Origin of the sequence: Salicibibacter cibi (genome assembly GCF_016495865.1) — a bacterium.
Lineage (GTDB): Bacteria > Bacillota > Bacilli > Bacillales > Marinococcaceae > Salicibibacter > Salicibibacter cibi.
The window spans coordinates 2,507,857-2,533,396 of the sequence record NZ_CP054706.1; the positions used below are offsets into that span (position 1 = coordinate 2,507,857).

25 protein-coding genes are annotated in these 25,540 nt (G+C 45.9%); 6 read left to right on the forward strand and 19 right to left on the reverse strand.

Annotation, left to right across the window (positions count from 1 at the left end):
* Positions 1-20: 20 nt before the first annotated feature.
* Complete coding sequence (locus HUG20_RS12505) at positions 21-245, reverse strand: YlbE-like family protein (protein ID WP_200085006.1); 225 nt, start codon at positions 243-245, stop codon at positions 21-23.
* Between the two features lie 165 nt (positions 246-410).
* Positions 411-842, reverse strand: a complete 432-nt coding sequence (gene ylbD / locus HUG20_RS12510) for a YlbD family protein (RefSeq protein WP_200085007.1) — start codon at positions 840-842, stop codon at positions 411-413.
* A 435-nt stretch (positions 843-1,277) separates the two neighbouring features.
* On the opposite strand from ylbD, the gene HUG20_RS12515 reads away from it, so the two are divergent.
* Complete coding sequence (locus HUG20_RS12515; RefSeq protein ID WP_200085008.1) at positions 1,278-1,634, forward strand: YugN family protein; 357 nt, start codon at positions 1,278-1,280, stop codon at positions 1,632-1,634.
* Between the two features lie 27 nt (positions 1,635-1,661).
* Here HUG20_RS12515 and HUG20_RS12520 read toward each other — a convergent pair whose 3' ends face one another.
* From HUG20_RS12520 to cyoE, 6 genes are all read right to left on the reverse strand, one after another.
* Positions 1,662-2,210, reverse strand: coding sequence for a DUF420 domain-containing protein (locus HUG20_RS12520; protein ID WP_200085009.1), 549 nt, complete (start codon positions 2,208-2,210; stop codon positions 1,662-1,664).
* Positions 2,211-2,371: 161 nt separating this feature from the next.
* Complete coding sequence (locus HUG20_RS12525; RefSeq protein ID WP_200085010.1) at positions 2,372-2,716, reverse strand: cytochrome C oxidase subunit IV family protein; 345 nt, start codon at positions 2,714-2,716, stop codon at positions 2,372-2,374.
* Between the two features lie 6 nt (positions 2,717-2,722).
* On the reverse strand, positions 2,723-3,340 hold the full coding sequence (locus HUG20_RS12530) for a cytochrome (ubi)quinol oxidase subunit III (RefSeq protein WP_200085011.1): 618 nt from the start codon (positions 3,338-3,340) through the stop codon (positions 2,723-2,725).
* A 3-nt stretch (positions 3,341-3,343) separates the two neighbouring features.
* On the reverse strand, positions 3,344-5,215 hold the full coding sequence (ctaD, locus tag HUG20_RS12535) for a cytochrome c oxidase subunit I (protein WP_200085012.1): 1,872 nt from the start codon (positions 5,213-5,215) through the stop codon (positions 3,344-3,346).
* A gap of 32 nt (positions 5,216-5,247) precedes the next feature.
* The gene (coxB, locus tag HUG20_RS12540) at positions 5,248-6,357 is read right to left on the reverse strand and encodes a cytochrome c oxidase subunit II (protein WP_200085013.1); all 1,110 of its coding nucleotides are present in this window, start codon (positions 6,355-6,357) and stop codon (positions 5,248-5,250) included.
* Between the two features lie 123 nt (positions 6,358-6,480).
* Entirely contained in the window at positions 6,481-7,416 is a 936-nt protein-coding gene (cyoE, locus tag HUG20_RS12545) for a heme o synthase (protein WP_200085014.1), read from the reverse strand.
* A gap of 383 nt (positions 7,417-7,799) precedes the next feature.
* On the opposite strand from cyoE, the gene HUG20_RS12550 reads away from it, so the two are divergent.
* Entirely contained in the window at positions 7,800-8,690 is an 891-nt protein-coding gene (locus tag HUG20_RS12550; protein ID WP_200085015.1) for a COX15/CtaA family protein, read from the forward strand.
* Positions 8,691-8,730: 40 nt separating this feature from the next.
* On the opposite strand, the gene HUG20_RS12555 is transcribed toward HUG20_RS12550, so the two are convergent.
* The 4 genes from HUG20_RS12555 to glsA form a co-directional block, all read right to left on the reverse strand.
* Positions 8,731-9,906, reverse strand: coding sequence for a GNAT family N-acetyltransferase (locus HUG20_RS12555; protein WP_200085016.1), 1,176 nt, complete (start codon positions 9,904-9,906; stop codon positions 8,731-8,733).
* Between the two features lie 108 nt (positions 9,907-10,014).
* Positions 10,015-13,455 (reverse strand): pyruvate carboxylase, encoded by a 3,441-nt coding sequence (gene pyc / locus HUG20_RS12560; RefSeq protein ID WP_200090500.1) that lies wholly within the window; start codon positions 13,453-13,455, stop codon positions 10,015-10,017.
* A 253-nt stretch (positions 13,456-13,708) separates the two neighbouring features.
* On the reverse strand, positions 13,709-13,984 hold the full coding sequence (locus HUG20_RS12565; RefSeq protein WP_246476738.1) for an Fpa/YlaN family protein: 276 nt from the start codon (positions 13,982-13,984) through the stop codon (positions 13,709-13,711).
* Between the two features lie 405 nt (positions 13,985-14,389).
* Positions 14,390-15,274 carry a glutaminase A gene (gene glsA / locus HUG20_RS12570; RefSeq protein WP_246476740.1) on the reverse strand — a complete coding sequence of 295 codons (885 nt, stop codon included), beginning with the start codon at positions 15,272-15,274 and terminating at the stop codon, positions 14,390-14,392.
* A gap of 136 nt (positions 15,275-15,410) precedes the next feature.
* Between glsA and HUG20_RS12575 the strand changes: the two genes are divergently transcribed.
* Complete coding sequence (locus HUG20_RS12575; protein ID WP_200085019.1) at positions 15,411-15,878, forward strand: peptidyl-prolyl cis-trans isomerase; 468 nt, start codon at positions 15,411-15,413, stop codon at positions 15,876-15,878.
* A 61-nt stretch (positions 15,879-15,939) separates the two neighbouring features.
* Here the strand turns inward: HUG20_RS12575 and HUG20_RS12580 are convergent, their stop codons facing one another.
* The gene (locus HUG20_RS12580) at positions 15,940-17,268 is read right to left on the reverse strand and encodes a PhoH family protein (protein ID WP_200085020.1); all 1,329 of its coding nucleotides are present in this window, start codon (positions 17,266-17,268) and stop codon (positions 15,940-15,942) included.
* A 208-nt stretch (positions 17,269-17,476) separates the two neighbouring features.
* On the opposite strand from HUG20_RS12580, the gene HUG20_RS12585 reads away from it, so the two are divergent.
* Positions 17,477-17,647: a YlaI family protein gene (locus tag HUG20_RS12585; RefSeq protein ID WP_200090501.1), complete on the forward strand. Its 171-nt coding sequence runs from the start codon at positions 17,477-17,479 to the stop codon at positions 17,645-17,647.
* Between the two features lie 74 nt (positions 17,648-17,721).
* On the opposite strand, the gene HUG20_RS12590 is transcribed toward HUG20_RS12585, so the two are convergent.
* The 4 genes from HUG20_RS12590 to typA all read right to left on the reverse strand — a co-directional run bounded on the left by HUG20_RS12590 (position 17,722) and on the right by typA (position 22,271).
* Positions 17,722-17,949 (reverse strand): c-type cytochrome, encoded by a 228-nt coding sequence (locus HUG20_RS12590; protein ID WP_200085021.1) that lies wholly within the window; start codon positions 17,947-17,949, stop codon positions 17,722-17,724.
* Positions 17,950-18,251: 302 nt separating this feature from the next.
* Positions 18,252-19,568 (reverse strand): IS1380 family transposase, encoded by a 1,317-nt coding sequence (locus HUG20_RS12595; protein ID WP_200085022.1) that lies wholly within the window; start codon positions 19,566-19,568, stop codon positions 18,252-18,254.
* A 520-nt stretch (positions 19,569-20,088) separates the two neighbouring features.
* Positions 20,089-20,364: a YlaH-like family protein gene (locus HUG20_RS12600; protein WP_200090502.1), complete on the reverse strand. Its 276-nt coding sequence runs from the start codon at positions 20,362-20,364 to the stop codon at positions 20,089-20,091.
* Between the two features lie 68 nt (positions 20,365-20,432).
* Entirely contained in the window at positions 20,433-22,271 is a 1,839-nt protein-coding gene (gene typA, locus HUG20_RS12605) for a translational GTPase TypA (protein ID WP_200085023.1), read from the reverse strand.
* A 493-nt stretch (positions 22,272-22,764) separates the two neighbouring features.
* On the opposite strand from typA, the gene HUG20_RS12610 reads away from it, so the two are divergent.
* Positions 22,765-23,679 (forward strand): nuclease-related domain-containing protein, encoded by a 915-nt coding sequence (locus tag HUG20_RS12610; RefSeq protein WP_200085024.1) that lies wholly within the window; start codon positions 22,765-22,767, stop codon positions 23,677-23,679.
* 172 nt (positions 23,680-23,851) lie between these two features.
* On the forward strand, positions 23,852-24,028 hold the full coding sequence (locus HUG20_RS12615) for a DUF5325 family protein (RefSeq protein ID WP_200085025.1): 177 nt from the start codon (positions 23,852-23,854) through the stop codon (positions 24,026-24,028).
* A 39-nt stretch (positions 24,029-24,067) separates the two neighbouring features.
* Here the strand turns inward: HUG20_RS12615 and HUG20_RS12620 are convergent, their stop codons facing one another.
* Entirely contained in the window at positions 24,068-24,862 is a 795-nt protein-coding gene (locus HUG20_RS12620; RefSeq protein WP_200085026.1) for an inositol monophosphatase family protein, read from the reverse strand.
* A gap of 281 nt (positions 24,863-25,143) precedes the next feature.
* Positions 25,144-25,332, reverse strand: coding sequence for a hypothetical protein (locus HUG20_RS12625; RefSeq protein WP_200085027.1), 189 nt, complete (start codon positions 25,330-25,332; stop codon positions 25,144-25,146).
* Positions 25,333-25,540: the final 208 nt, after the last annotated feature.

Genomic DNA, 25,540 nt, shown 5'->3' on the forward strand with positions numbered 1-25,540 from the left:
AGGAGGCGCTGATTATCCGATTATCGTTTTAACAGGTTGAGTAACTGAATCGTCATCCCTAAGCCCTGGTTCATTCGAGACACACGCTGCGGCCAAGTACGGCCGTTAAAAAAACGTGCTTCTTTTTCCATTTCTTCCAAACGTTCAGGGCGTCTGGCCAATACCCGATACCAATAAGGCTCTGCACGTAAATACCTCTTCAGATCCGGTTTTTCTGAAAAATACTGCATTAAATCAGCGCGCATAATGGCATCAATCCCTTCCATGTATTAGAAGATTTGGCTTTTCGCCAAGTTTTAATGTCAAAAGCCTTCGCCCAACGTATGTAGGTAAGAAAGTTGATTTATACTTTCTTACCTACCAAAAACAATCCAATGGGCGAGACGATGATTCATCGCCCACCTACTTATTTAAAAACCTCTAAATGAAAACGGATTCTCTTGACGATCATTGCGCGATTGATTGGGATTAGACTGAAATTGACTCAATAGCTCTTGAACGTTACCCATCACTCCGTTAAATTGGGATAAATGTTTTTGCAAATCATTCACATTCATTTGTCCCAACGTCTTCAAGAGAGTGCCCACGGTTTGATTTGATTGAAACAAGCCTTGAATGGATGGCATCATTTCAGTTGAATTCGTATCCGAAGAATCAGCTTCACTCGGATTTCCCGCGTATGTGCTCCAATGTTGTTCATCATCCCCTAAAATGACCCAATCCTGATATAATCCATTCCAAGTTGCTTTCCCGGAACGAACCTCTTGGACGAGTTTCGGATGTTGTTTCACAAAAGCCTTGAAATCACGCAATGAAGGATCCAGCTGCCCATCGTTTTCCACCGGCATCTCCTCCTTAACGTTCCCACTTGGCTCATCGCCAAGCTTTTATGGCGAAAGCCTTCGTTGCATTTATACAGGTAGAAAAGTTGATGGGTCAACACTAAAATCAATGGTTGATATGATTAAATATGGTAACACCACTAGCGAGCGAAGGAAAAACACGTAGACTCCTGTGGGAAAGCGCAGGGCTCACGGAAAGCATAGTGTTTTTCCGTAGCGGTCACTACCAATCATAATTGCCCCTAGTTTGTCAGCCATAGATTTTGGTGAAGAGCCAAGTTGATCTATACTTTCTTACCTGCCAAATAGGGATGGACCTTTACTCATCACTATACGCATGGTTATCGGTGTACGTTCGCCCAAACTTGCGCATTGCATATTTGTTGATTTCATAATAAGATGAGTAGGAGATAAAGTTACTGAGGAGGCAAAACGTTGAAGCTAACTGATTATCATTTTCCGGATAAAGAAATAGGATTCGGACGGTTATTAGGGATCATGCAAAATCATGGGTTTGTTATTGGGGAACATTGGGATTACGAACGTGTGACTTTTGATTTACAAATGCCGGATGAAAGCGATCCGGGAACCTTTTATCTGCGTGTGCCTGCTTATGCCATTGACGGGGATATTCCCCATGATGAAACAACTGTGAAAATCATGACGCCCCTGTTGGGACGCCATTACTACCCGCACGGGGTTGAATATGGAGAAGATGAAAATTTTCCCGGCAAAATCGTCAATAAAAGCAAACAAAAACTAGCAACTGTTGATGAAGAATTAAATGATTAATGATGGCCCAAGAGGCCATCATTTTTTCTATGCATAGTAAGGAGAGATCAATATATAAATGAGAACGCCGGTGATGCTAACATACAGCCACAACGGCATCGTCCAACGGACAATTTTGCGATGCTTTCTCAACTGATTCGTATATCCCCAAAGCACCGAAAGCAAAGCGAGGGGAACGATGACAGCAGCCAACGGAATGTGCGTGAAAAGAATAAAGTAATAAATGCCTGCCATGATCCCTTCACCGCCATAACTTGTCGACTCTGCCAACGCATGGTGGGTGAGATACGTGACAAGGAAAAGGGTCGTCGTCGTTAGCGCCGCATAGATAAAGCGACGGTGTGCCTTCACATTTTTTTTCAAGATCGCGTAAAGGGCAGCCAATAAAAAAACCGTCGTAAAACTATTGTAAATGGCGTTTAACATCGGCAGCAACGTCACATCAAAAGGCGCGGATGAAGTAGCCCCATCCATTAAAAAGACAACGGCAATTAACCCGTTGATGACAATCGTCAACGTGACAACGAGAGGAATATAGTTTTTTCCTTTTTCTTGCGATTGTGTTGATTGATCCATCGGTCAGCCTCCTTGCCCATTCATTATACTAAAGATGGATGCAAGCACCAAACTTGCCTGTTGACGATCTTCTGACATTCGTTCGTTTTTTTTTTCCGGGCAATTCAAACAAAATCGGGCTAACCGTCGTATGGTTAGCCCGATTCGTCTGTCTGTGCTGTTTAGTACTTCACGACGCCAAGAAGCATGATTAAGGCAACGATCATCGGCGCTGCCAGGACAAGGCCGGAAATCATAAAAGAATTCGGCCAGCCGTGGTCCTTATCTTTCAGATGCATGAAGTAGTATAACTGTAAAAGCAATTGAACAAACGCAAGCAAAAGGATAAACGGCGTTGTAAATGTACCAGGCACACCTTCAGCACCGACGGCCAAGAAAGCCAGGATGGTGATTCCGATCATAAAGGCAAACGCGATGACCTGCGTACGTTGTTCACGGTTGATTTTCCGTTTTTCCTCATTATTCATTGCACTCTCTTTAAAGGGTTGATCCAAGTTTTCAGCCATTTATTATTACCCTCCAATCCCCATGAGGTATACAACAGTGAAAATAAACACCCAAACAAGGTCAATGAAGTGCCAATAGAGACTGAACGCGTAAAATTTCGGCGCGTTGGTTAACGTGATACCTGCTTTTCGGTTGCGAAGGAGCAAAAGCAGGATCCAAGCAAGCCCGAACAATACGTGTGCCCCGTGTAAACCTACGAGTGTATAAAATGAGGAAGCAAACGCACTCGTCGTATAACCTAGTCCATGCTCATAATATTCCACGAACTCGTAGATCTCTAAACCGAGAAATGTTGCCCCGAGCAAAAATGTTATCCACATCCACAATTTCAGCTTGGCAAACTGGTTCTTTTTCATCGCAAACGTTGCTAAAACACTGGTCAATGAGCTTGTCAAAAGAAGCATCGTCATAATAAACACAAGGGGAAGCTGGAAGAGGTCCGCGGCTTCCGGACCACTTCCGGTACCGCTTCTCAGCCCAAGGTACGTACCAAAAAACGTTGCAAACATTGTCGTTTCACCGGCAAGAAACACAAACATGCCAAGAAACTTGTTTTTGCCGTCGAGTGTCGCTTTTTCCGGATTGGCGGGAAGCCCTTTATTTACATCAACTGAATCTGCCATGGGCTAGCTCAACTCCTTTTCCATTGATTCCACGGTTTCTTTGTCAATGTGATAACCGTGATCATTTTGTAAGGAACGTGCCGCCATTGCACCGAAGAAAGTGATCCCGCCAATCGCGATTATAACATATGGGGAAATGAACAGATCCATATGGAAGCTGATAAATCCGAAACCTGCGATGAACATGCCTACACCCATGATGAACGGGAGGATCGACCCATTCGGCATATGAATTTCATCCAATGGTTCTGCCGGCTTCATTTCTCCGTTTCCATGTATCTTTTCATAAAACACCGGATCGAGCGAGCGTACTTGCGGCGTTTGGGCAAAGTTGTACTCCGCTACGGGTGTAGAGGTGGCCCATTCCAACGTACGCGCATCCCATGGATCTTTTTCTGTGATGCGTTCTGCTTTAAGCGCCGAGTAGATGATATTGATCACCAGGATAATGATCGCAACACTCATTAAAAATGCACCGACACTTGAGATGAAGTTCATCGTGTCCATCCCTTGGCCTTCCAGATACGTATAAACCCGTCGCGGCATGCCAATAAGCCCGAGAATATGTTGAACGAAGAACGTAAGATGGAATCCAATGTAAAAGATCCAAAAAAAGATGATCCCTAACGTTTCATTCAGCTTATGCCCAAACATTTTCGGATACCAGTAGAAAAGTCCGGCAAGCAAGCCCAGTACGATACCACCGACAATAATATAATGAAAGTGGGCAACGACGAAATACGTATCGTGATATAAATGATCCACCGGTGCCATCGCAAGCATGACGCCAGTCACACCGCCGAGAACGAAGGTCGGGACAAACGAGGCTCCAAAATGCATGGCCGTCGTAAACTTGATTTTTCCTCCCCACATCGTAAACAGCCAGTTAAAGATTTTAATCCCCGTCGGTACGGCGATCGTCATCGTTGCAATCGCAAACACCGAGTTTGCAATCGGCCCGACACCTACCGTGAACATATGGTGCAACCAAACCATAAAGGATAGAAAGCCGATGATCAAAACGGCAAACACCATCGATGTGTATCCAAACAGACGTTTTTTGGAAAACGCAGGGACGACTTCAGATATTATTCCAAAGGCAGGCATGACAAGGATATACACTTCCGGATGTCCGAAAATCCAAAAGATATGTTGCCAAAGAACAACGTTCCCGCCTTCACCCGGAATAAAAAACTGGGCATCAAAGATACGGTCCAACATCAATAGCGCGAGTCCGGCAGCAAGCGGCGTAAACGCAAAAACAATCAACATGGACGTAACGAGCATCGTCCAGCAAAATAGCGGAAGCCGCATCATCGTCATTCCCGGGGCACGCATGTTAATGATCGTGACGATAAAGTTAATCCCGGAAATAAGTGTTCCGAAGCCAGATATCTGCAAACCGAGCACATAAAAGTCTATGCCTAAGCCCCCAAATTCACGACTGGCAAGCGGCACGTAAGATGTCCACCCGGCATCCGGGGCTCCGCCGAAAAACCAACTGATGCTGAGCAGGATTCCCCCGGATAAAAACAACCAGAAACCGAGCGCGTTCACAAACGGAAATGCCACATCACGAGCACCGATTTGCAACGGTATGGCAAAGTTGGCAAATGCAAAGATCAATGGCGTTGCAGCCAGAAACAACATGATGGTTCCGTGCATGGTCACCAATTCATTAAAGGTTTGACCACTGATAAATTCCATTTCCGGTGCTATGAGCTGTATTCGGAATAACACGGCCATCAAACCGGCTTTAACGAAAAAGAGTGTGCCGGCAATCAAGTACAAGATGGCAATTTTTTTATGGTCAACCGTCGTTAACCAATCCCAAAGCACGCTTTTTTTGCGCGTGTTTGTAGCCTCACTTACCACGTTTTGTTCCCTCCTTTATATCGATCGATGCTTTAAAGGTCAATGTCTTCTTTTGTTTCATCATCTAGTCGCTCTAACGAATCGAGGTAAGCGATGATCGCATCGAGTTCATCATCTTCCATTCCCGGTGATGCCGGCATATTTACTCCTTGTTTCAAGGCGCCGGGGTCCCGGATCCAGTCTCGCAGGTTTTCCTCGTTGTTTTCGAGGAAACCGGCAATCGTCGTGCGGTCACCGAAGTTCGTTAACGTCGGTCCTTGTGCGGAACCTTCGCCATCAACAGCATGGCAGGCAATGCACCCTTGGTCTTCAAATTGCTCACGGCCTTCTTGGGCCAACGTTTCCTCCGGTTCTTCTTCTTCTTGCTGCATTTCTTCATTCCAGGAAGCATAATCGTCCTCTTCAAGCGCAATCAATTTAAAGTCCATGAGTGCGTGGGAAGGACCGCACAACTCGGCACATTTTCCCATGTAAACACCGGGGTCATCTGCCTCTAACCACACATGGTTCGTCACCCCCGGGATATTGTCTACCTTGCCTCCCAGGGCCGGCACCCAGAATGAGTGCATAACATCTTCTGCTTCCAGTTGAAAGACAACTTCTTCTTCTGCCGGAATGTAAACATCGTTACCGGTCGTAAATCCTTCAGGATAATCAAATTCCCACCAAAATTGATGGCCGGTAACTTCGATGACATACGCGTCATCTTGAAGATCTTCTTCATCGACTTCTTCATCAACGTCACCAGCCCCTTCGGTCTCCTCTTCTTCTTCGGCAATGTCTTCGGCGTCAACGCTTAAGTAAAATTGTCCCGTAATTGTCGGAACCGCGAGAATTGCCAACAAGAAAATGGGAATGACGGTCCAGGCCACTTCTAGCTTTGTGTTGCCGTGGGTTTGTTCCGGATAATCATTATCTCCATCTTTTTGCCGAAACTTCATAACGACGATAAAGAAAATAACAAAGACAACAACGGTGACGAGCGCCATAACATACAGACTCAAAAGCATATTGTCAAAAATCCATTGCGATTGGGGGCCCATCGGATCCAACGCTGTCAATCCTTGTTCGCCGCACCCTGCGAGCAATAGCATAAAGGCCATAAGCGGCACAACCCGCAGAAACCTCTTCTTTGCATTCATGTGCTTTCCAACCCCTCTTTCTATGATGTTCTTCGATTTTCACGCATTACGTTTTCAGCACGTTTTCTATGTAACTCCCGTAAAGGAGCCCACCCTGAACGTCCGGGTGTCTGTCTGTTGTGTTCACAAGTGAACGACAACCATTACGACAAATATCACGGTCAAATAGATAAGAGAGTACATAAACATAGAACGTGCCCACGCCGTGTCATCCTTTGTGCGAATTCCCTTCAAGCTCAATATTAACCAGCCGATGCCAAGGGCTGCCGCCACAATTGTATAAATCATTCCAAATGGATAGAGCAATAACGAAATAGGAAGCAAGGCAGCGATATAGACAAGAATTTGTCTTTTGGTCATTGTAAAGCCCGCAACGACCGGTAGCATCGGCACACCGGCTTTGCGATACTCTTCTACCCTCATCATTGCCAATGCCAAAAAATGAGGTGGTTGCCAAATAAACATCACCGCAAACATTAACCAGGCATACATATGTAAGCCGGGATCAACGGCTGCCCAACCGATTAACGGGGGCGTGGCTCCCGCAATACTGCCGACGATCGTATTTAATGAATGGGTTCGTTTTAGCCACAGGGAATAAACAACCACATAAACGAACAGCCCAATTGCCGCAATAACAGCCGCAACTGGTTCAATCGTCAACAAAACGCCAATGCCTATCGAGGACTGGATTAAACCGGCGTATAGAACTTTTCTCGGTTCGATCGTTCCCGTCACAGACGGACGCTCTTTTTTACTGTCCATCATCGGATCAATATCTTTGTCAATATAATTATTTAGCGTCGTTCCTCCGGCAAGCACGAGGGCTATCCCGAACATCGTAAACAAAAGAATGTGTATGTTGCTTCCCAAGGAATACCCTGCGGTATACTGTGCTGCAACGAAAAATCCGACGAAAGCCGTCAGTAAATTCGACATAACAATGCCGGGTTTTGCCAGCTCAATATACTCCCTCCACGGTTTGTCTACCGTCTTCTCAGGGGCGCTTTCTTTTTTTTCAACCGCTTCGGCTGCTTTCATAACCGTGTTTGATTTCATCCTCTTCACCCCCTTTTTCGCATTCCGCCTGCCACGTTTTATCCGTGACGAGATTCACTTGGCATCCCTTCTCCCATCATACTATACTTTTCGCCAACTTCGGAAGGGTTTTGTCCACTATTGTCATTATAGCTGAAAATAGGTCTTGTTTCATTAAACTACACATTTTTTTCACATCTTCCAAACGAAATCGACATGAAATCTTCACCGCTAAAAAATTGACTTCTGCTCCACTACTTCTTACTATTTTCAATAAGGGTTGCTTTTATGTTATGAATTGGAGATAGATGAGTGGAATACACCGAATATAGCTTATACAGAGAACATTTTTTTGTCAATCACTCCGGGTTTAAAAACCAGGTCATTTTAGAGAAGGTGATGTTTTGAATAAAGGGTTAAAGATTTTCGGCATTTTAACGTCGATCGGAATGCTGATTGTCTTATTGCAAGGGTCCATCGTGACGAAAACAGAATCCGGGGATGGTTGCGGGGAAACGTGGCCGCTTTGTTTCGGAGAATTTGTTCCTTCTTCCCCCGCGCTCGCCACACTCATTGAATATGGCCACCGCCTCGTTTCAGGACTTGTCGGCCTAATGGTCGTCATCTTGGCAATTTGGGCGGTAAAAAAGCTCCCGCATATACGAGAAACAAAATTTTGGGCGTTGATGGCTGTTCTGTTCATTATATTTCAAGGACTCATGGGTGCGGCGGCCGTTGTTTTCGGTCATTCAAATATTGTGCTCGCGCTGCATTTCGGCATATCGGCGATTTCATTCGCTACGGTGATTCTGCTCACAACACTCGCGTTCGAAGATGGCAAACGAAGACCCGCTCCACGTGTCAAAAAAGGCTTTCGCAGATACCTGTTTTTTGTATTAGCCTATAGTTATGCGGTCATCTATAGCGGAGCGTACGTCAAACATACCGGTTCCACATACGCATGCGAGCAATTCCCCCATTGCGGGGATGTGGCAACGTTTGGCTTTCAAGCAGGTGCGCAAATGACGCACCGGATCGCAGCAATCGTCCTCGTTGTGTTGCTTTTCATCTTGTTTATACAAGCGTTTCGCTATCGCTATGAAAGCAAAATACTCGCGGGCAGCGGCTTGATTGCTTTTGCGCTCATTCTTGTACAAGCAGCCGCCGGCATAGCAATCGTGTACTTCCCCGACGCGTATTTAGCTACCGCCCTCACCCACACGCTCGTGATTACATTCGTGTTCACCTTGCTCTGTTATATGGCGATGATCGTAACAAGAAATCGGGCGTTTTAAGCGTAAAAGTTGGCCGGACAATGTCCGGCCAACTTTTTTTCTAGAAAGCATCATAGAGGAACGGCTTTCCGTGCGGAATCGCCTTCTCCCAAAGCGTAACCGCGGCTTTGGAGCCTTTGATTATTCCCCGTTCATGCAATGTTTCTCCGTCAACATAACGAAACAAAAACGGAATGATACCTTTAATATCGGTTTCCAATACGAGCCCGGTTGAAGCGGGATTTTTATGAACAACGTTTTGCCCGTTCTTTTTTTCAACTTGATACAAACCGTCATTCCACTCCGCGAAGGCGTCGGTTACGGAAATCGACAATTGTTCCCCTTCTTCAAGTTGAAAAGGAAATTGGGTAAGAAAGCCTTCCATTTCGACGATGCGTCCCATAAAATGGATCGATCTTTCTTCTTTAGCATCCGGGTTGTCCATGAAGAAGCGCCAATGCAAGTCGTTCGGCATGGTGATCCGCATCTCTTCCACCATAGAGTCATGATTGGCAATCAATCGCCACAACGCTGATTCTGCTTCTTGATCGACAGCAACGAACTCGGAAACGTTCATAATATCATTTTTTACCGTATAAAAAAGGTAGCCCCGATCCGTTCCTTCATCATCTTGATAGACGATTCGCCGCTTGTTTTTAAAACGGGCACTCAGCAATATATTTTTCCACCAGCTCTCATCCCGGTCGATCATACCCGTATATCGGCTGGCATATTGGTCATAGATATCTTTGAAAATATGCCAATGCTCATCTTTCACGCGGCGATACCGGCCGCTTCCGCTTTTTTTCGGTGTCGGAAATGCATCTTTTTTTAATATGGCGGTCGTTCGATCGCAGTATAATTCCCACCCGAATTTGCGGTAATAACTGACCGCGAATGGGTCAAGGAGCGACAATACATGCCCTCTTGCTCTCATATCCCGCAAGCTCTCCTTGAGAAGTTGGCGAACATTGCCGCTGCGGCGTCCTTCCGGCCAGGTGGCAACGCCGGAAATGCCGCCGGCCGGAAGGGATGTGCCGTATACCCACAATCGCGTAGGGAGGATAATAACTTTTGAGAGCATTTGACCGTCTTCCACGGCAACCCAGATGTTGTCCGGAACCATCCGTTTCATGATTTCCTTCGTCTCTTCCTCCGTAGGTTCATGTTGAAACGCGAAGGAACTGAGCTTTATCGCTTCTCGTTTTTCCCCCTCTTCAAGTTTACGGATGTCCATTGGTTTGCCTCCTTCCTTGGCAACTAAGGCTTTTCGCCATAAATGCTCCGGCGAAAAGCCAAGTTTGCTAAAAAGCACGTCTCCTTAGAATCCCCATTGTGAAAGCCTTTAATCCCCGATTTCGATCAACAAGTCTCCGCTATCGATCGCTTCTCCATTTCCCACGTGAATCGCTTCAATTTTGCCGTCTCTAGGGGCTTGTACAGTCGTTTCCATTTTCATCGCTTCGGTAATGATCAGATGATCGCCCTTTTTAACCTCTTCTCCTTCTTTGACGAGCACTTTCAACACGGTTCCCGGCATCGTTCCGGCAATATGATTCGGATTTTTCTTGTCTGCTTTTACTTTTTCGGCCACGGTGCTTTGGATGCTTCGGTCTTTAATGATTACTTCCCGAGGCTGGCCGTTGAGTTCAAAATAGACGATGCGATCGCCGGCATCCGATGGTTTGGAAATGGAAATCAGCTTCACAATCAACGTTTTTCCCGGCTCGATTTCCACTTCGATTTCCTCTCCAAGTCGAAGTCCATAGAAAAATGTCGGCGTATCGAGAACGGAAACATCCCCGAAATAATTTCGAAACTGTTCATACTCCTCGTAAACTTTCGGGTACATCGTGTGATTCATTAGGTCGTGAGATGTCACTTGCCGATCGAGCTCCGTGAATAGCTTTGTTTTCAGGTCTTCAAAATCGACAGGCTCCATGTGTTTACCAGGTCGGTCGGTATACGCTTCTCGATTTTTTAAAATGATGCGCTGGAGTTCCGGCGGGAAACCTCCGGGCGGCTGTCCGATCTCGCCCTGAAACATTTCCACGACCGATTCGGGAAAATCAAGGGAATTTCCTTGTTCAAAAATATCCGCTTCCGTCAAATCATTTTTCACCATGTATAGTGCCATGTCACCGACGACTTTTGAAGAAGGAGTGACTTTCACGATGTCACCGAAGAGCGTGTTTACCCTCGCGTACATGTCCTTCACATCATCCCATTGCCCTTTTAAGCCGACGGCTTTTGCCTGTTGCTGCAAGTTGCTGTATTGTCCGCCGGGCATTTCGTGTTCATAGATTTCCGGGTGTGGTGCGATCAAGCCACTTTCAAACCCTTGATAGTAGGCGCGCACATCTTCCCAATAACCGCTTAACTTACTTGCGGCTTCCACGTTCAAAGCCGGTTCCTTGCCTGTGCCTTTCAAGGCGTAGTACAGGCTTTCCATGCTCGGCTGCGAAGTGGAGCCGGCCATCGCGCTAATCGCGGTGTCGACGACATCGACGCCGGCATCAATTGCTCTTGCATAAGTGAATACGCCATTTCCGCTCGTATCGTGCATATGCAGATGCACGGGCAAATCGATGGTTTCTTTTAACTCGTTCACCAATTGATAGGCAGCCTCGGGTTTCAATAATCCGGCCATATCTTTGATGCCGAGAATATGGGCGCCTTCCGCTTCTAGCGTTTTGGCAAGCTCTTTATAATAATTCAAATTGTATTTCTCGCGGTTGGGGTCGAGAATATCACCGGTATAACAGATCGCCGCTTCCGCGAGTTTTCCGGAGTTTCGAACCGCTTCGATCGCTTTCGTCATTCCCGGTAGCCAATTGAGGGAATCAAAGACACGGAAGACGTCGATGCCTGCACTGGCGGACGTTTTGACAAACTCCTCGATGACATTGTCGGGGTAATTTTTATAGCCGACCGCATTCGCCCCGCGAAGAAGCATCTGGAACAATACATTCGGCATCTTCTCTCTGAGATTGAGCAGACGTTCCCACGGGTCTTCGTGCAAAAAGCGCATGGCCACATCGTATGTCGCTCCGCCCCACATCTCCGTTGAAAATAAATCAGGCAACATGCGCGCCGTCGGTTCGGCAATATTGAGCAAATCATGGCTGCGCACACGGGTCGCGAGCAGCGATTGATGGGCATCTCGGAACGTCGTGTCCGTCAAAAGCGTGCGTTCCTGGTCTTTTAACCATTTCACAAGCCCGTCGGTACCCCGCTCATCGAGCACTTGCTTGCTCCCGGACGGCATTGGTGCATCTTCATCTACCTCGGGCTTACGAAGCGCGGAAAATATCGGTTTTTTCTGTTGCTCCAACCCCGGATAACCGTTCACAATCGTTTCGCCGATAAACGTCAGCATTTTCGTTCCCCGGTCTTTTCGGCGCGGGAACACGAATAATTCAGGCGTATCATCGATAAATGATGTATTGTACTCCCCGTTTAAAAAGTGCTCATGCTGCACGACATTTTCCAAAAAGGCAATATTCGTTTTAATGCCGCGGATGCGGAACTCCCGTAAGTTTCGAAGCATTTTTGCTGCGGCTACATTAAAAGAGAGCGCCCATGTCGAAACCTTCACAAGCAAAGAATCATAATGGGGGCTGATGACTGCGCCCTGAAAGCCATTCCCTGCATCCAGGCGTACACCGAAACCGCCGCTGGAGCGGTATGCCATGATTTTGCCCGTGTCCGGCATGAAGTCATTTTCCGGATCCTCGGTTGTCACCCGCGACTGGATCGCGTAGCCATGCGTACGGATTTCCGATTGAGCGGGCAATCCGATGACGGATCCGTGTATGGAAAAGCCGTCGGCGATGTATAACTGGGCATGTACAATGTCAACACCGGTAACCATTTCCGTAATCGTGTGTTCCACTTGAATACGGGGGTTGACTTCAATAAAGTAAAACGATCCGTCAGCACCGACGAGAAACTCAACGGTTCCTGCATTCAAATAATTGATGTTATCGGCAAGGTCAATGGCTGCCTGGCAAATATCATCCCGGAGCTGTTCGCTGAGCGCGATGCTGGGTGCGATTTCCACCACTTTTTGATGGCGTCTTTGCACCGAGCAATCCCTTTCATATAAATGCAAAGTGTTCCCTTCATGGTCACCAAGAACTTGCACCTCAATATGCTTCGGATTCTCAATCAGCTTCTCTACATAAACCTCATCACTGCCAAAAGCGGATCGCGCTTCCGAGCGTGCCCGATCAAATGAATCCCTAACCTCTTCGGCTTTACGGACAATCCTCATTCCGCGTCCGCCCCCGCCGAGGCTCGCCTTAATAATAAAAGGATATCCGTGTTCCGCGGCAAAATGCTCCACTTCCTCGACACCGGAAACGGCGCCGTTGCTTCCCGGTATGACCGGAAGCCCTGCTTCAATCGCGGTTTTGCGCGCTTGTATTTTATCGCCGAACATATGTAAATGCTCACTTTTCGGACCGATAAAAATAATCCCTTCTTCTTCACAGCGCTCCGCAAAATGCGTGTTTTCCGCCAGAAATCCGTATCCCGGATGGATGGCGTCTACGTCTGTCCGTTTCGCAATCGAAATAATATTTTCAATGTCCAGATAAGCTTCAATCGGTTTTTTTCCTTCTCCGACCAAATAAGCTTCATCCGCCTTATAACGGTGGAATGCCCCCGTGTCTTCTTTGGAATAAACGGCCACTGTACGAATATGAAGTTCCGTACAAGCTCTGAAAATTCGAATGGCAATCTCGCCACGATTTGCAACGAGCACTTTCTGAATGTTTTTCAGTTCGCTCACGTCGCTTCCTCCATTCCCCACTTTTCTTTTTAGAAAACTTGGTTTTCGCCAAGCTTATGGCGAAAGCCTTACCTGCATAAAAAGGTTTTTCACTATAATAGCATTTCTTACAACTTGAATCTACAAAAAATTATAGCGAAACGTCTCAGGATCGATAAACACCAATCGGAAAAAGCCTTTTCTTCCAGCGCTTAGCTAGCCCCTAGAGTAATAAAAAAAACCAATTCCACCTTGCAGAATTGGCTTATTGGTTTACCGTTCGCTCATGTAATGCGGATAACTTTCTTTCGAGCTCATCCATGATATGTTTGCCGGCCCGTTCATCGATCAAATTTAGGCGAATGGCGAAATCTATTTCACGGGAAAGTCCAAACATTTGGGTGTCCAACACCTCTTCATAGAGCGGACATTGCGGCATCGTTAAATTGTCCATTTGAACTTCAATCAGTTGCCTGATTTTTTCAGCATCTGCCTTCAGGACAGCGTAAGCCTGTTCTCTGCTATCGGTCACGGTCTCCATATGCACATGCATCCCTCCAGATAAAGTGAAACTTCCATCAGAGGGGATTTTTTGATTTCTCTGATGGTTAAGGTGAACGAATCGGGTTGTTAGCCACCCATTTTTTTCCGGAAGTCGAAAATCGAAAGTCGAAAGATCATTCTTCGCTTTCTAAAAGGCTTTTACCATCCTCTAGCCTCTGAAATCTGACCTCTAGAATAACGGACGCTTATCACCGGGGTAAAACTCCTACGGCTATCTTATCGGTTATGCCGCTAAATTGCAAGAACAGCTTTTCAAACACTCATTTGAATTTATATTTGTTATTGGCACCGATTATGCTTTGGACCGGAGTCTGGTTGCTGACGTCGTCCCTTGTGATCTTCAGTTAAGGCCTCATTCTTCTCTTTTGAAGTTAAGTCCCTATCAAAAAATACTCAAACTGAAATGCCGGGATAATCGCTTCAAGAGCTCAACCCCTGCCCGACTATTGCCTTTTTCGTTCAAAGCGGGACTGTAAACCCCGATCCCCATCCCGTTCGGAACGCTTCCAAGTATCGCACCGGATACACCGCTTTTCGCCGGTATTCCTGCTTTTATGGCAAGTTCCCCGGATTCGTTATACATCCCACATGTAACCATGAATGTTTTCACCATTCTTGCTACAGGCACCGGAACAATTTGTTCTCCCGTCTCGGGCGAGCGTCCTTCATGTCCAAAAATAAAACCGATCCGCGCAAGATCGCAACACCTCATGCTGAGGGCGCATTGTTTCGTGTACACGTCTAACAAAGACTCGATGTCACTGTCGATGACGCCTTCTCCTTTCAATAAATAGGCAAGCGCCCGGTTATGATCGGCTGTTTTCAATTCAGATGCGGCGACTGCGCGGTCATAAGTCGTTGTGTCGTCTCCGGTTAATTCACGAATAAACCGCAGCAAACGCTCTACTTTTTCCGTTTCTGTCCGTCCGCCGATCATGGACGTTACGGTAAGCGCGCCCGCGTTAATCATCGGATTTAGCGGTTTTGACCGGCTCGTTAATTCCAATCGCGTAATGGAATAAAACGGGCCGCCCGTCGGTTCCATCCCGACTTTGTCAAACACTTGCTCTTCACCGCTATCCATCACCGCAAGCGCGAGCGCCACCACTTTTGAGACGCTTTGCAACGTAAACTTCCGGTCTTTATCCCCGAAACTGACACATGTTCCATTTTTAGTATATAACGCGCAGGCTAATGCGTCAGGGTCTGCATGCCGTAATTCCGGGATATACGTTGCAATCTTCCCTTCTTCGGTAAAAACGCGCATCTCCTCAACAATTTGTCCTACCTCAATTTCAAACTGCCTGAATTCCTCGTGCAATGCCATACGCCTCCTGGTTACACGTTTATTATTCTTTTTCAGATATGTTACGATATAAAAAAACAAATGAGGAGTTACTGAAATGGATCCTTTTATTGTCCCCATATCTGGAAACGTCAAGCATCGCATTACGATCGATCCTACTGTATGGATCTTTGACAATCGAAAAATAGACCTGGGAAATTTTTTTCAGAAAACGCAATCCGGAGAAGAAGCGGTAGAAGAAGAGAGAGCAGAAATCGGTCCGAGGCGATGGCAAACCAACCAGATTCGCACGAAAAAAGAAGCCTTGATTGAAGGCTCCTACGGCATGAAACTAGAACCATTTATTAACAATGCTGAACCTATATCATCCGCCACAACCATTGTTGCCGTCACATCCTCAGGCGAAGAAATCACCGCCTCGTTGGAAGACGGGAAAACGTGGATTGCCGGATTCTCTTCGGAAGGCATGGCGCTGAAAGAAGATGGGCCGATTCACATCTATTTCGCCGATGGCACGAACCGGCAGTCACCGGTAACCCATGTGGTTGAACTTCGGGTGGAATAGCGCAACGCCTCAAATTTCCGTTTCTCGGGCCGAACCCGTCCTCTGTTCGGCCCTTTCTTTTCTACAATAAATCGGCCGCTAGTTGTGCAAGCGAGGACCTCTCCCCTTTCGCGAGCGACACATGGCCACTTGCCGATTGGTTTTTAAAACGCTCCACGACATAAGTGAGCCCATTATTATAGGCATCCAAATACGGATGATCAATTTGTTCCGGATCTCCCATCAGCACAATTTTCGTATTCTCTCCGACTCTTGTTAAAATGGTTTTCACTTCATGTTTCGTTAAGTTTTGCGCCTCATCCACAATGATCAGTTGCCCGGGCAAGCTGCGCCCGCGAATATAAGTGAGCGCCTCAACTTGAATGGATCCTAACCCTGCTAAAATATTGTCCACTTCTTCAGGCTTGTTGGCGTTAAACAAAAACTCCAAGTTATCATAAATCGGCTGCATCCACGGACGTAATTTTTCATCTTTTTCCCCGGGCAAATACCCGAGATCTTTTCCCATCGGCACGACCGGGCGGGCAATCAACAACTTTTTATAGATTTTTAAGTCTTCCGTTTGCAGTAAGCCCGCCGCCATGGAAAGCAATGTTTTTCCGGTACCGGCTCTCCCTGTCATTGTCACCAAGGACACGGTTTGATCCAGCAGGATATCAAAAGACATCTTTTGTTGCACGTTCCTCGGTTTAATTCCCCAGACGCTTTCACGGTCATGGATAAGCGGGCGCAACACCTCTCCATTGTGATCAACACGGCCCAACCCGGACATAGAAGGCTGTAATTCATTTTTTAAAATGACGAAGGAACCGGGATAGATGGGCGAACAAGGAAGGGACGTTACCGGAATTTGGCGGTCTTGATAAAATTCAGCCAATAGAGCAGGGTCTACATGAACACGTTCATACCCTTTATATAAATCATCATCGACAATCACCCTATCACTGAGAAAATCTTCTGCCTTTAATCCAAACGCTTCCGCTTTAATGCGAACGAGTGCATCCTTGCTTACTAAAACAACCTGTTCATCACGCGCTTCCTTCCCCTTTTCGTCTTCCACATTTAACGCCAACGCAATAATTCGATTATCGTTTGTCGCATCAGGAAGGATGTCTTTCAACTTTTCATAAGAACGATGATTTAACTCCACACGCAATAGCCCGCCATTTTCAAGCGGCACGCCTTCATGCAACGGCTTGCGGGACCTTAACTGATCAAGGAGCCGCGCCACCTCCCGGGCATTTCGCCCGATTTCGTTCATGTGCTTTTTTTTCGCATCCAATTCTTGTAATACAATCGCAGGGACGAGGACATCGTTTTCCTTAAAAGAAAATAGGGCACGAGGATCTTGCAAAAGGACATTCGTATCAAGAACATAAATTTTTTTCAATTCGTTACCTCCCGGTTTAAACGAATAACGGTAACGGAAGCATGAAGCATTGCCTCTTACTTTTGTTTATGCAACCGAGAAGGTAAAATTGACAAGTCTTTTAAGCAATGCCGTCAGTCGTGTTAAAATAGACGTATGGATGCGTAATGGGAAAGGAGAGAAGCAGACCGTTGCTTTTCGGACATGCAACCGGGATTCTGCGCAAAAAATGCGAGCAAAATGTTTATTATGCAATCAAATTGACCAAATTTCCGACGATGACCCCCTAGCAAAGCGGTTGCGCAACCGACCGATTCACACGTATACGTGCCCCGAATGTTACGACCGGATTTCCCGCAAAGCCAAAACGCGGCGAGGGGTAACACAATCAACCGAATAGCAGGAAGCGAAAAATCGCTTGGACGTTGTCCAAGCGATTTTTTGACACTTAATCGGCATCCTCTACGTAGGCAGCTACATTTTCAGCGTCTTCGCCTTCGAGCATATTTGCTCCATCGGTCCCGGCCCTTCTTCAATGCCCACCAACACACCGTCACCATGGCAAGATAAGCAATTCTCTTCGAACAGTTCTTCACCTTCCGTAAGGTCTACCGTCGCTTTCGTTTCTTCCGCTGCTTCTTCCCCGCCGCAAGCAGCGAGTAACATAGCCGAAGCCCCCATCACCATCATTAATTTCTTCATACAGAAACATCTCCTCTCTCAATCAGTCAAGAAACGCATCCGTGCGGACATATATGTCTTTGGGCGTGGTTCTTATATCCTGTTATAAGCATTTTTTACCTGAATTATTCATACCTCGACGCGAGAGCATAATTTGATATCAAATCCAAGGATTTTTGTTTCGATCACAAAAATACGGTGATCATTTAAGCATAGTGACAGGATTTAAGCCACCATCACCGAAAAATCATGATTTTTGGACATACGTCTCCCTTGGTCTTAAATGGGCTTTTAAAAAATATGGCATATTCGATCTTTGTTTCTCACTCTAGTTTTAAGGCTTGGACACGTCGGAGCACATTCCAGAAAAATGCTTGATAGACAAAACTGGACGATAATTTAAAGTAAAAGGAACGTCCTGATTTGACCAATTTGCTTGCGACCTTTATCACTCGGGTTCGTATCGTCTGTATCTGCATGCTTTTCTGTTCCTCCGGAAAACAGAGGGTGCGCAACCAGTTCGTGAAGTTATAAGCAAGTAGACTAAGGGTCATCCTTGCTTCGTTGGCCTCGAAAGAATGACTACTCATTCTGTCCAGGTCAAAGCCGTTTTTCGCTTCCTTGATGTAATTTTCCATGGTTCCCCTCTTTTGGTAAGAGCGGACGATATCCTTGGGCGTAAAGGCGCTTGTAAGGCTTGTAACGAAGAACGAATGCGTGAAAAACAATTCGCCTGCCGGACGAACGGATTGGACAATCACTTTTCTTGGTTTCGCCCATGATTTCGCTTGATACTCCGTTTCTTCAAAGTAACATTCGGTCTTTGTCATATCGGATGGAAACGTGGACGGATGGAGCTCATCAGCCAATCGCTGCAGGTTGGGGTTGGATTTTAATCGAATCACGTAATAGACGGATTCGGCTTCACAGAGTTCGTACAGGTCCGGAACCGCAAAACCACTGTCGCCACGCAGGAACGGCGTCGTCCCCGGAAACTTCTGATTGTAGTGCGTGATAAGGGGTTTCACAAAATCCACCACACCATTCGACGTGTAGACATTGCCCGGACGAAGCTTGGCCTTCAGAAAATCACGGGTGACACCATCAAAAGCAACCAATGGGTGAAAGCCAACAGTGCCGTAATGGGCATTAAATGCCGATGATGCCTGATCACCGTATGTATCTGCATGGGTTGAATCCAAATCAAGGATCAATGCATCGGACGCTCGATGTCGGTGTACTTTATCCAAGAGCTCCTGGTTCGCTCGTTGAAGCTGTTCCATCGACTCGGCATCAAACCGTTCAAAAAAGCGTGACAAACTAGGCTGAGAAGCTAAAGCATCTTTGCCAAGGATTTGGGTGAAGACAGGGTCATTGGTCAATTGATCGGCTGCATCGTCTTCGGCATAGCCGGCAATCATTTGATAAACCTTTTGGCGAAGCAATGCTTCATTGGCGTGAACATGATACAACCTTTCATCTTTGAGGTTTAGATGCTTGTCCAACGTAGAGAAAAAGCCGATTTTTTCATCGAATTCTCTGAATAATAGTTCTCCTGTATCGGAGGAGAGTGCGCCTCCGTCATTGGATAATTTGATCTGACGATTGAAATCAAGGGTTGATTGCGATAAAGTAGCCATTAGAAGAATCCTTTCTGTGGTTATTTTTGGTAATTTAACTCTAACAGAAAAGGATTCTTTTTTCATTTATTAGATGAACGTTCAAAATTGCTAGACTCCTTGGCGCACAATGGTTAGACACTAATCTATGGATTTCTGTGAATTATTCAGGTTTTAGTTAATAAACAAGAAATTTTAAGACAAGAAAATTTTGGCTCTTCGCCAAAATCTATGATTGATATAAGTGACTAATTATGGCAATAACACTAGCTAGCGGAGGAAAAACACGGAGACTCCTGTGGGAAAGCGCAGCGGGAAGACTCCGCAGAAAAAAGCGAACGTCTTTTTTCGAGGAGGCTGAGCTTGGGGCCCACGGAAAGCGTAGTTTTTTTCCGTAGCGAGTATCATCAATTACATCTATTTGTTAACCATATATTTACAAAAAATTCACTAAATTCATTTGTTTGTGGATCTTTTTCCATCGTTTTATCAAATTTATGGAAAGAGCCACTGCAAAAAGAATTTGCAATGGCTCTAACGTTTAAGCTTCTTGTTGTTTCTTCCTATGGATTCGCAAGCGAATCCGGTAGACGCCAAGCACAGCCGCGATTACGATCAGCGCTTCGGCGACGGGCATGAAAATGGCGAAAAATGTCAAGACAAAGCAGCCGATGATGAGGCCGGCATACACAACGACATTTTTGAGCAGCGGTAATTTCCTCGCGAAACCTAGATTAAATACGATCACACATAGGGCGACCACCGCAATATACAATAGCCAAAAGCCAAGGGCCATGTTGTCATATATCCCAAACATTTGTGCAAACCAGGAAAAATCACCTTGAGAGAGTTGCCCTCCTTCTTGCACTTCGCTCCTCCTCCTAATTACGTTGAAATTTTCTTCTTGCGTTTTTGTTCGCGTTCGCGCATGGACGTGCTCAACGTTTTCTTGCGAATGCGTATGGCCTGCGGAGTGAGCTCACAATATTCATCTTCGTTCAAGTATTGCATGGCTTCTTCAAGCGTTAAGATACGCGGACGTTTTAAGGTCGTCGTCTGTTCTTTTGTGGCGGAACGAATGTTGTTCTGTGCTTTTTCTTTTATAATGTTCACCGCCAAGTCGTTCTCCCGATTGTGTTCACCGACAATCATGCCCTCGTAAACCGGCGTACCGGCCTCAACAAACAGCATGCCTCGGTCTTCCAATTGGAACATGCTATACGTCGTTGCTTTTCCTTTTTCTTTGGCCACGAGTACGCCTTCCCTACGTCCGGCAATTTGCCCTTCAATGAGCGGCTGATAGGAATCAAAAGAGTGGTTAATGATGCCGTACCCCTTCGTTTGCGATAAAAACTCAGTTGAATAACCGACCAATCCCCGCGCAGGAATGGAAAATTCCAAACGGGTCTGTCCTTCGCCTTCTTGTTTCATGTTGAGCATTTCGCCTTTTCGTTCGCCGAGTGATTCCATGACCGGACCGGTGTAGTCTTCGGGGATATCGATTTGCACGCGTTCAAACGGTTCATGTTTTACACCATCGATTTCTTTTACAATCACTTCCGGTTTGGAGACTTGCAACTCGTATCCTTCCCGGCGCATATTTTCGATAAGAATGGACAGGTGCAATTCCCCACGCCCGGAGACCGTCCACGCATCCGGCGATTCGGTTTCCTCCACTTTTAGGCTCACATCCGTTTCCAATTGACGCAGCAAGCGTTCTTCAATTTTCCGGCTTGTAACGTGATCGCCTTCCAACCCGGAAAAAGGACTGTTATTGGCCAAAAACGTCATTTTGAGCGTTGGCTCATCAATACGGAGGGCAGGCAACGCTTCCACATGGTCCTCGAGGCAAATCGTTTCCCCGACATTAATGTCATCAACGCCGGCAATCGCGATGATGTCACCGGCTTCGGCCTCTTTGATCTCCTGTTTTTCCAAACCGTGAAAACCGAACAACTTGCTGACGCGGAATTTTCGTTCTACGCCATCTCTCGTAATTAAGACCGCCCGGTCTCCGTGAGCAACTTTTCCGTTGAAAATTCGTCCAACCCCGATTCGGCCCAGAAAATCATTGTATTCCAACATGGTAATCTGAAACTGCAACGGTTCAGTGCTCGTATCCTCGGGAGCAGGCACGTTGTCGACAATCGCGTCAAATAGAACGTCCATGCCTTGATCGGCCTCATCTTCCGGCCGTTTTGCCGTGCCGTTGATTGCCGATGCGTGGAGTACCGGAAAATCAATTTGCTCTTCCGTTGCACCCAATTCGATAAAAAGATCCAACACTTCATCGACGACTTCTTCCGGTCGTGCATTTTCACGGTCGATTTTATTCAACACGACGACAGGCGTTAATTCTTGTTCGAGCGCCTTTTTTAAAACAAACCGGGTTTGTGGCATGCACCCTTCATAAGCGTCAACGACGAGGAGCACCCCGTCCACCATCCTCAAAATCCGTTCCACCTCGCCGCCAAAATCGGCATGCCCTGGCGTATCTAGGATATTAATTTGTTTTTCTTTATACTGAACAGCGGTATTTTTCGCTAAAATTGTAATGCCGCGCTCTTTTTCCAAGTCATCTGTATCCATGGCACGTTCGTTCACACGCTCGTGTGCTTTAAATGTCCCCGATTGCTTTAACATTTCATCGACGAGCGTCGTTTTGCCGTGATCCACATGCGCAATTATCGCGATATTGCGCAAGTCGTTGCGAATATTATTCACTATGCAGTTCTCTCCTTAGTCTAAGCAGATATCTTTAACTTTTCGATTTTACCATATTGAGTGGGGTATCGGCAAAATTAGGGATTGGGGGGTGGTGGTAAGTAAGGGGCAGGGCGGTTCACGACGGGTTTGGTCGCCATAAACCTATCATGGCGACCGAAAACAAGTTTACGATGCGGGGTCGAGCTTCATGAACCCGTCATGGTGACCGAAAACAGGTTTACGATGCGGGGTCGGGCTTCATGGACCCGTCATGGTGACCGAAAACAGGTTTACGATGCGGGGTCGGGCTTCATGGACCCGTCATGGCGATCGAAAACAGGTTTACGATGCGGGGGCGGGCTTCATGGACCCGTCATGGCGACCGAAATGAACTTTTGACAGGTCATTCAGGCTCCATGAAGTAACTCCGCGACAAAAAAGAAGAATCTCTAAAATATCACTTGTAAATATTGAATATTTAGTATAATATAATCATGAAAGGGAGTGTGTTATGAGAACTATAAAATATCGTGCCGTGTCAAAAGAACTAAAATTTTTAAGACAGTTAAATGCGCGAATGACATTACCACCACATGAGAAAAGGTACTATTCAAATCTTGAGAAAGGATTTAAAGGTGAGCAAATATTCGATTCTTATGTCGAGAAACTTTCCAATGACTTTCTTGTGGTTAACGATTTATTGCTAAAACACAACTACACAACTTTTCAAATTGATTCGCTGCTTATTTTTCAAGACATGCTCTATAATTTGAACGTAAAATATTATGAAGGCGATCATTACCTGGAAGGTAAAAATTGGCACAAAATTTCTGGTACTGAAATCAAGAACCCCTTGCTTCAGTTAGAACGAAGCGAATCTCTTCTGCGACAGTTGCTTCAATATCACAAATTCAACCACTACCCGATCGAATCCCTCCTCATTTTTGTCCATCCTGAATTTAACCTATACAATGCTTATCCTGAGCTTCCCGCAGTTTTCCCTCCGCAACTTCAACGATTTTTGATCCATTTGAATGAAAAGCCATCGCAAACTAATCATAAGCATGAAAAACTTGCCAACCAATTAGTTTCTCTCCATCAATCTGACCCTCCTTTTTCTCAACTCCCTGAATATGAATACGAAGAAATCAAGAAAAGTTTACTGTGCAATCGATGTTTCGCAAATATGTCCCATAAAGAGAGGAAATGGGTTATATGCCAAAAATGCGGCTCTGTCGAAGACGACCAAAAGGCGATTATGCGGGCAATTGAAGAATTTAAACTGCTATTCCCGGAGCGAAAAATAACAACCAACGGTATTGAAGAATGGTGTGGAGGGGACATACCGAGTAAAAAAATCAGAAGAATCTTGTCCCAACAATATCAGCGTGTTGGGCATGGGAAATATTCATTTTACGTTGGGTGATTTAGTCATGGAGACTGAGGCGCGTTTCGCGACAGCTTCGTGCTCTATTATGACCCGTCATGGTGACTGAAATGGAATTCGCGATTTGATTCCGGGCACCATAAAGAATCCCTTGATCCCTTTGTCCGTTTTCTTTACACTGGACGAAGGAAATCAAAAAGCAGGTGAACCGATGCGAAAAATAAACTGGACCCTCTTATTCTTAGCCTTTCTTGCCACAGCATCCATCGTTGCATATGGCGTTGCAGTGGCGGAACGAAGCTTCATGATTGCGATCATCGCAACCATCGTTTTGTATTCTTCGTTCAAAGGCGCCTCAAATTATCGGAAAAGAAAGCCCGTGGCCTAAAACGAACAGCCCTCGCACCATGAAAGGGCTGTTCGTTTTTTATCGATCTTCATTACATCTTTGGTAAATTTCTTTGAAGACATTTTTTTCACCTGCAAGCACGGAACATGAATCTTTAAATAAGGTATCATGATCAAACAGAGGCGAACAACCGGCATCCGTTTCCGAAAGTAGAACCATCGCGCCCGCGTAATCCCACGGTGACAACCGCATATTTACATAGGCATCCAGACGCCCGGCAGCGATATAAGCCAATTCCAAGGAAGCAGCGCCGTAAGACCGGGTCGCGCGCACGTCTCTCACAATATTTGCGAACACTTCTTTCGTTTTCGTGTCTGCTCTACCTACGAGCCAACGCGCGTTAAAGCCGATAATTGCGCGCGATAGGTCCACCGGCTTTCGCGGATGTAATTTTTTCCCATTCAAGTATGCCCCTTCCCCTTGAACGGCACTAAACAATTCATCGGAAATCAAATCATAGATCACACCGACTTTGCCTTGCCCCTCATAATGAATCCCGATCGAAATCGCGAAATTCATATACTGATGGACGTAATTCGTCGTCCCATCGATCGGGTCGATATACCAAGTCACGGCATTTTCGGGAGTTGATTTGTCATGATTTCCTTCCTCGCCTACCACAAAATGCGTGGGGTATGTTTCTTTAATTTTTTTCGTCAAAAGACGTTGCACTGCAAAGTCATTCTCGGTCACAAGATCATCCGCGTCTTCCTTCGTGTCAATATCCAGCTTACGAAGAGCGGGATCATAAAGACGGTGGGCGGCCTCAGTTATAAATGCTATTGCTTGATCTTTCATCGCTGTCCAATCCACGGGATGACCCTCTCCTTCGATGTTCGCAAATAGATATGGATAGTATCTCATATATGCTGTTGATTTTGAAAGGGCTCGACGTCATCTCCCTTAAAGGGATTCCGGGCACCGCCCCCTTTCATCCCACGATTGAAACTGTGGGTTTTCGGTCGGCGATGCTGTAAAAATCACGTGGCCCGTATCCATACATGTATATTATCTTCCCCTTCTCTAGCTTCCATAAACAAGAAAAAACGGGCAAATGCCCGCTTTCCGTTACAAACCTATAAATGCGTCTATGGTTAAGCTTCTAAACGTATGAGCTCTTGTCTAAGTTGTTTCAAGCGTTGTTTTGTTTGAACCTTGCCCTCTTCATCATGGCCTTCCATTGCGTCGTGGAGCGTGACGAGTTCATAATCGATTTCCAGAAGTAGCACCGGTATTCGTTCCTCAGCGTCAGTCCTCTTAAGCGCTTGGATGACTTGTTCCATCACACACACCCCTCTTTTTATTAAAGCCTCTGACAACCACAAGCAATGACATAATGACATGATTAATTATTCTGATTTTGATTATTATATCATATGCACTCCATATTTCAAGCGTCCTGTTCAATTGAATAAAAAAAATTCAGTCACTGCTTTCGGTTTGAATCCTTGTCCGACAAGCGCTATCATAATGAGAAAAAGGAGTTTTGCC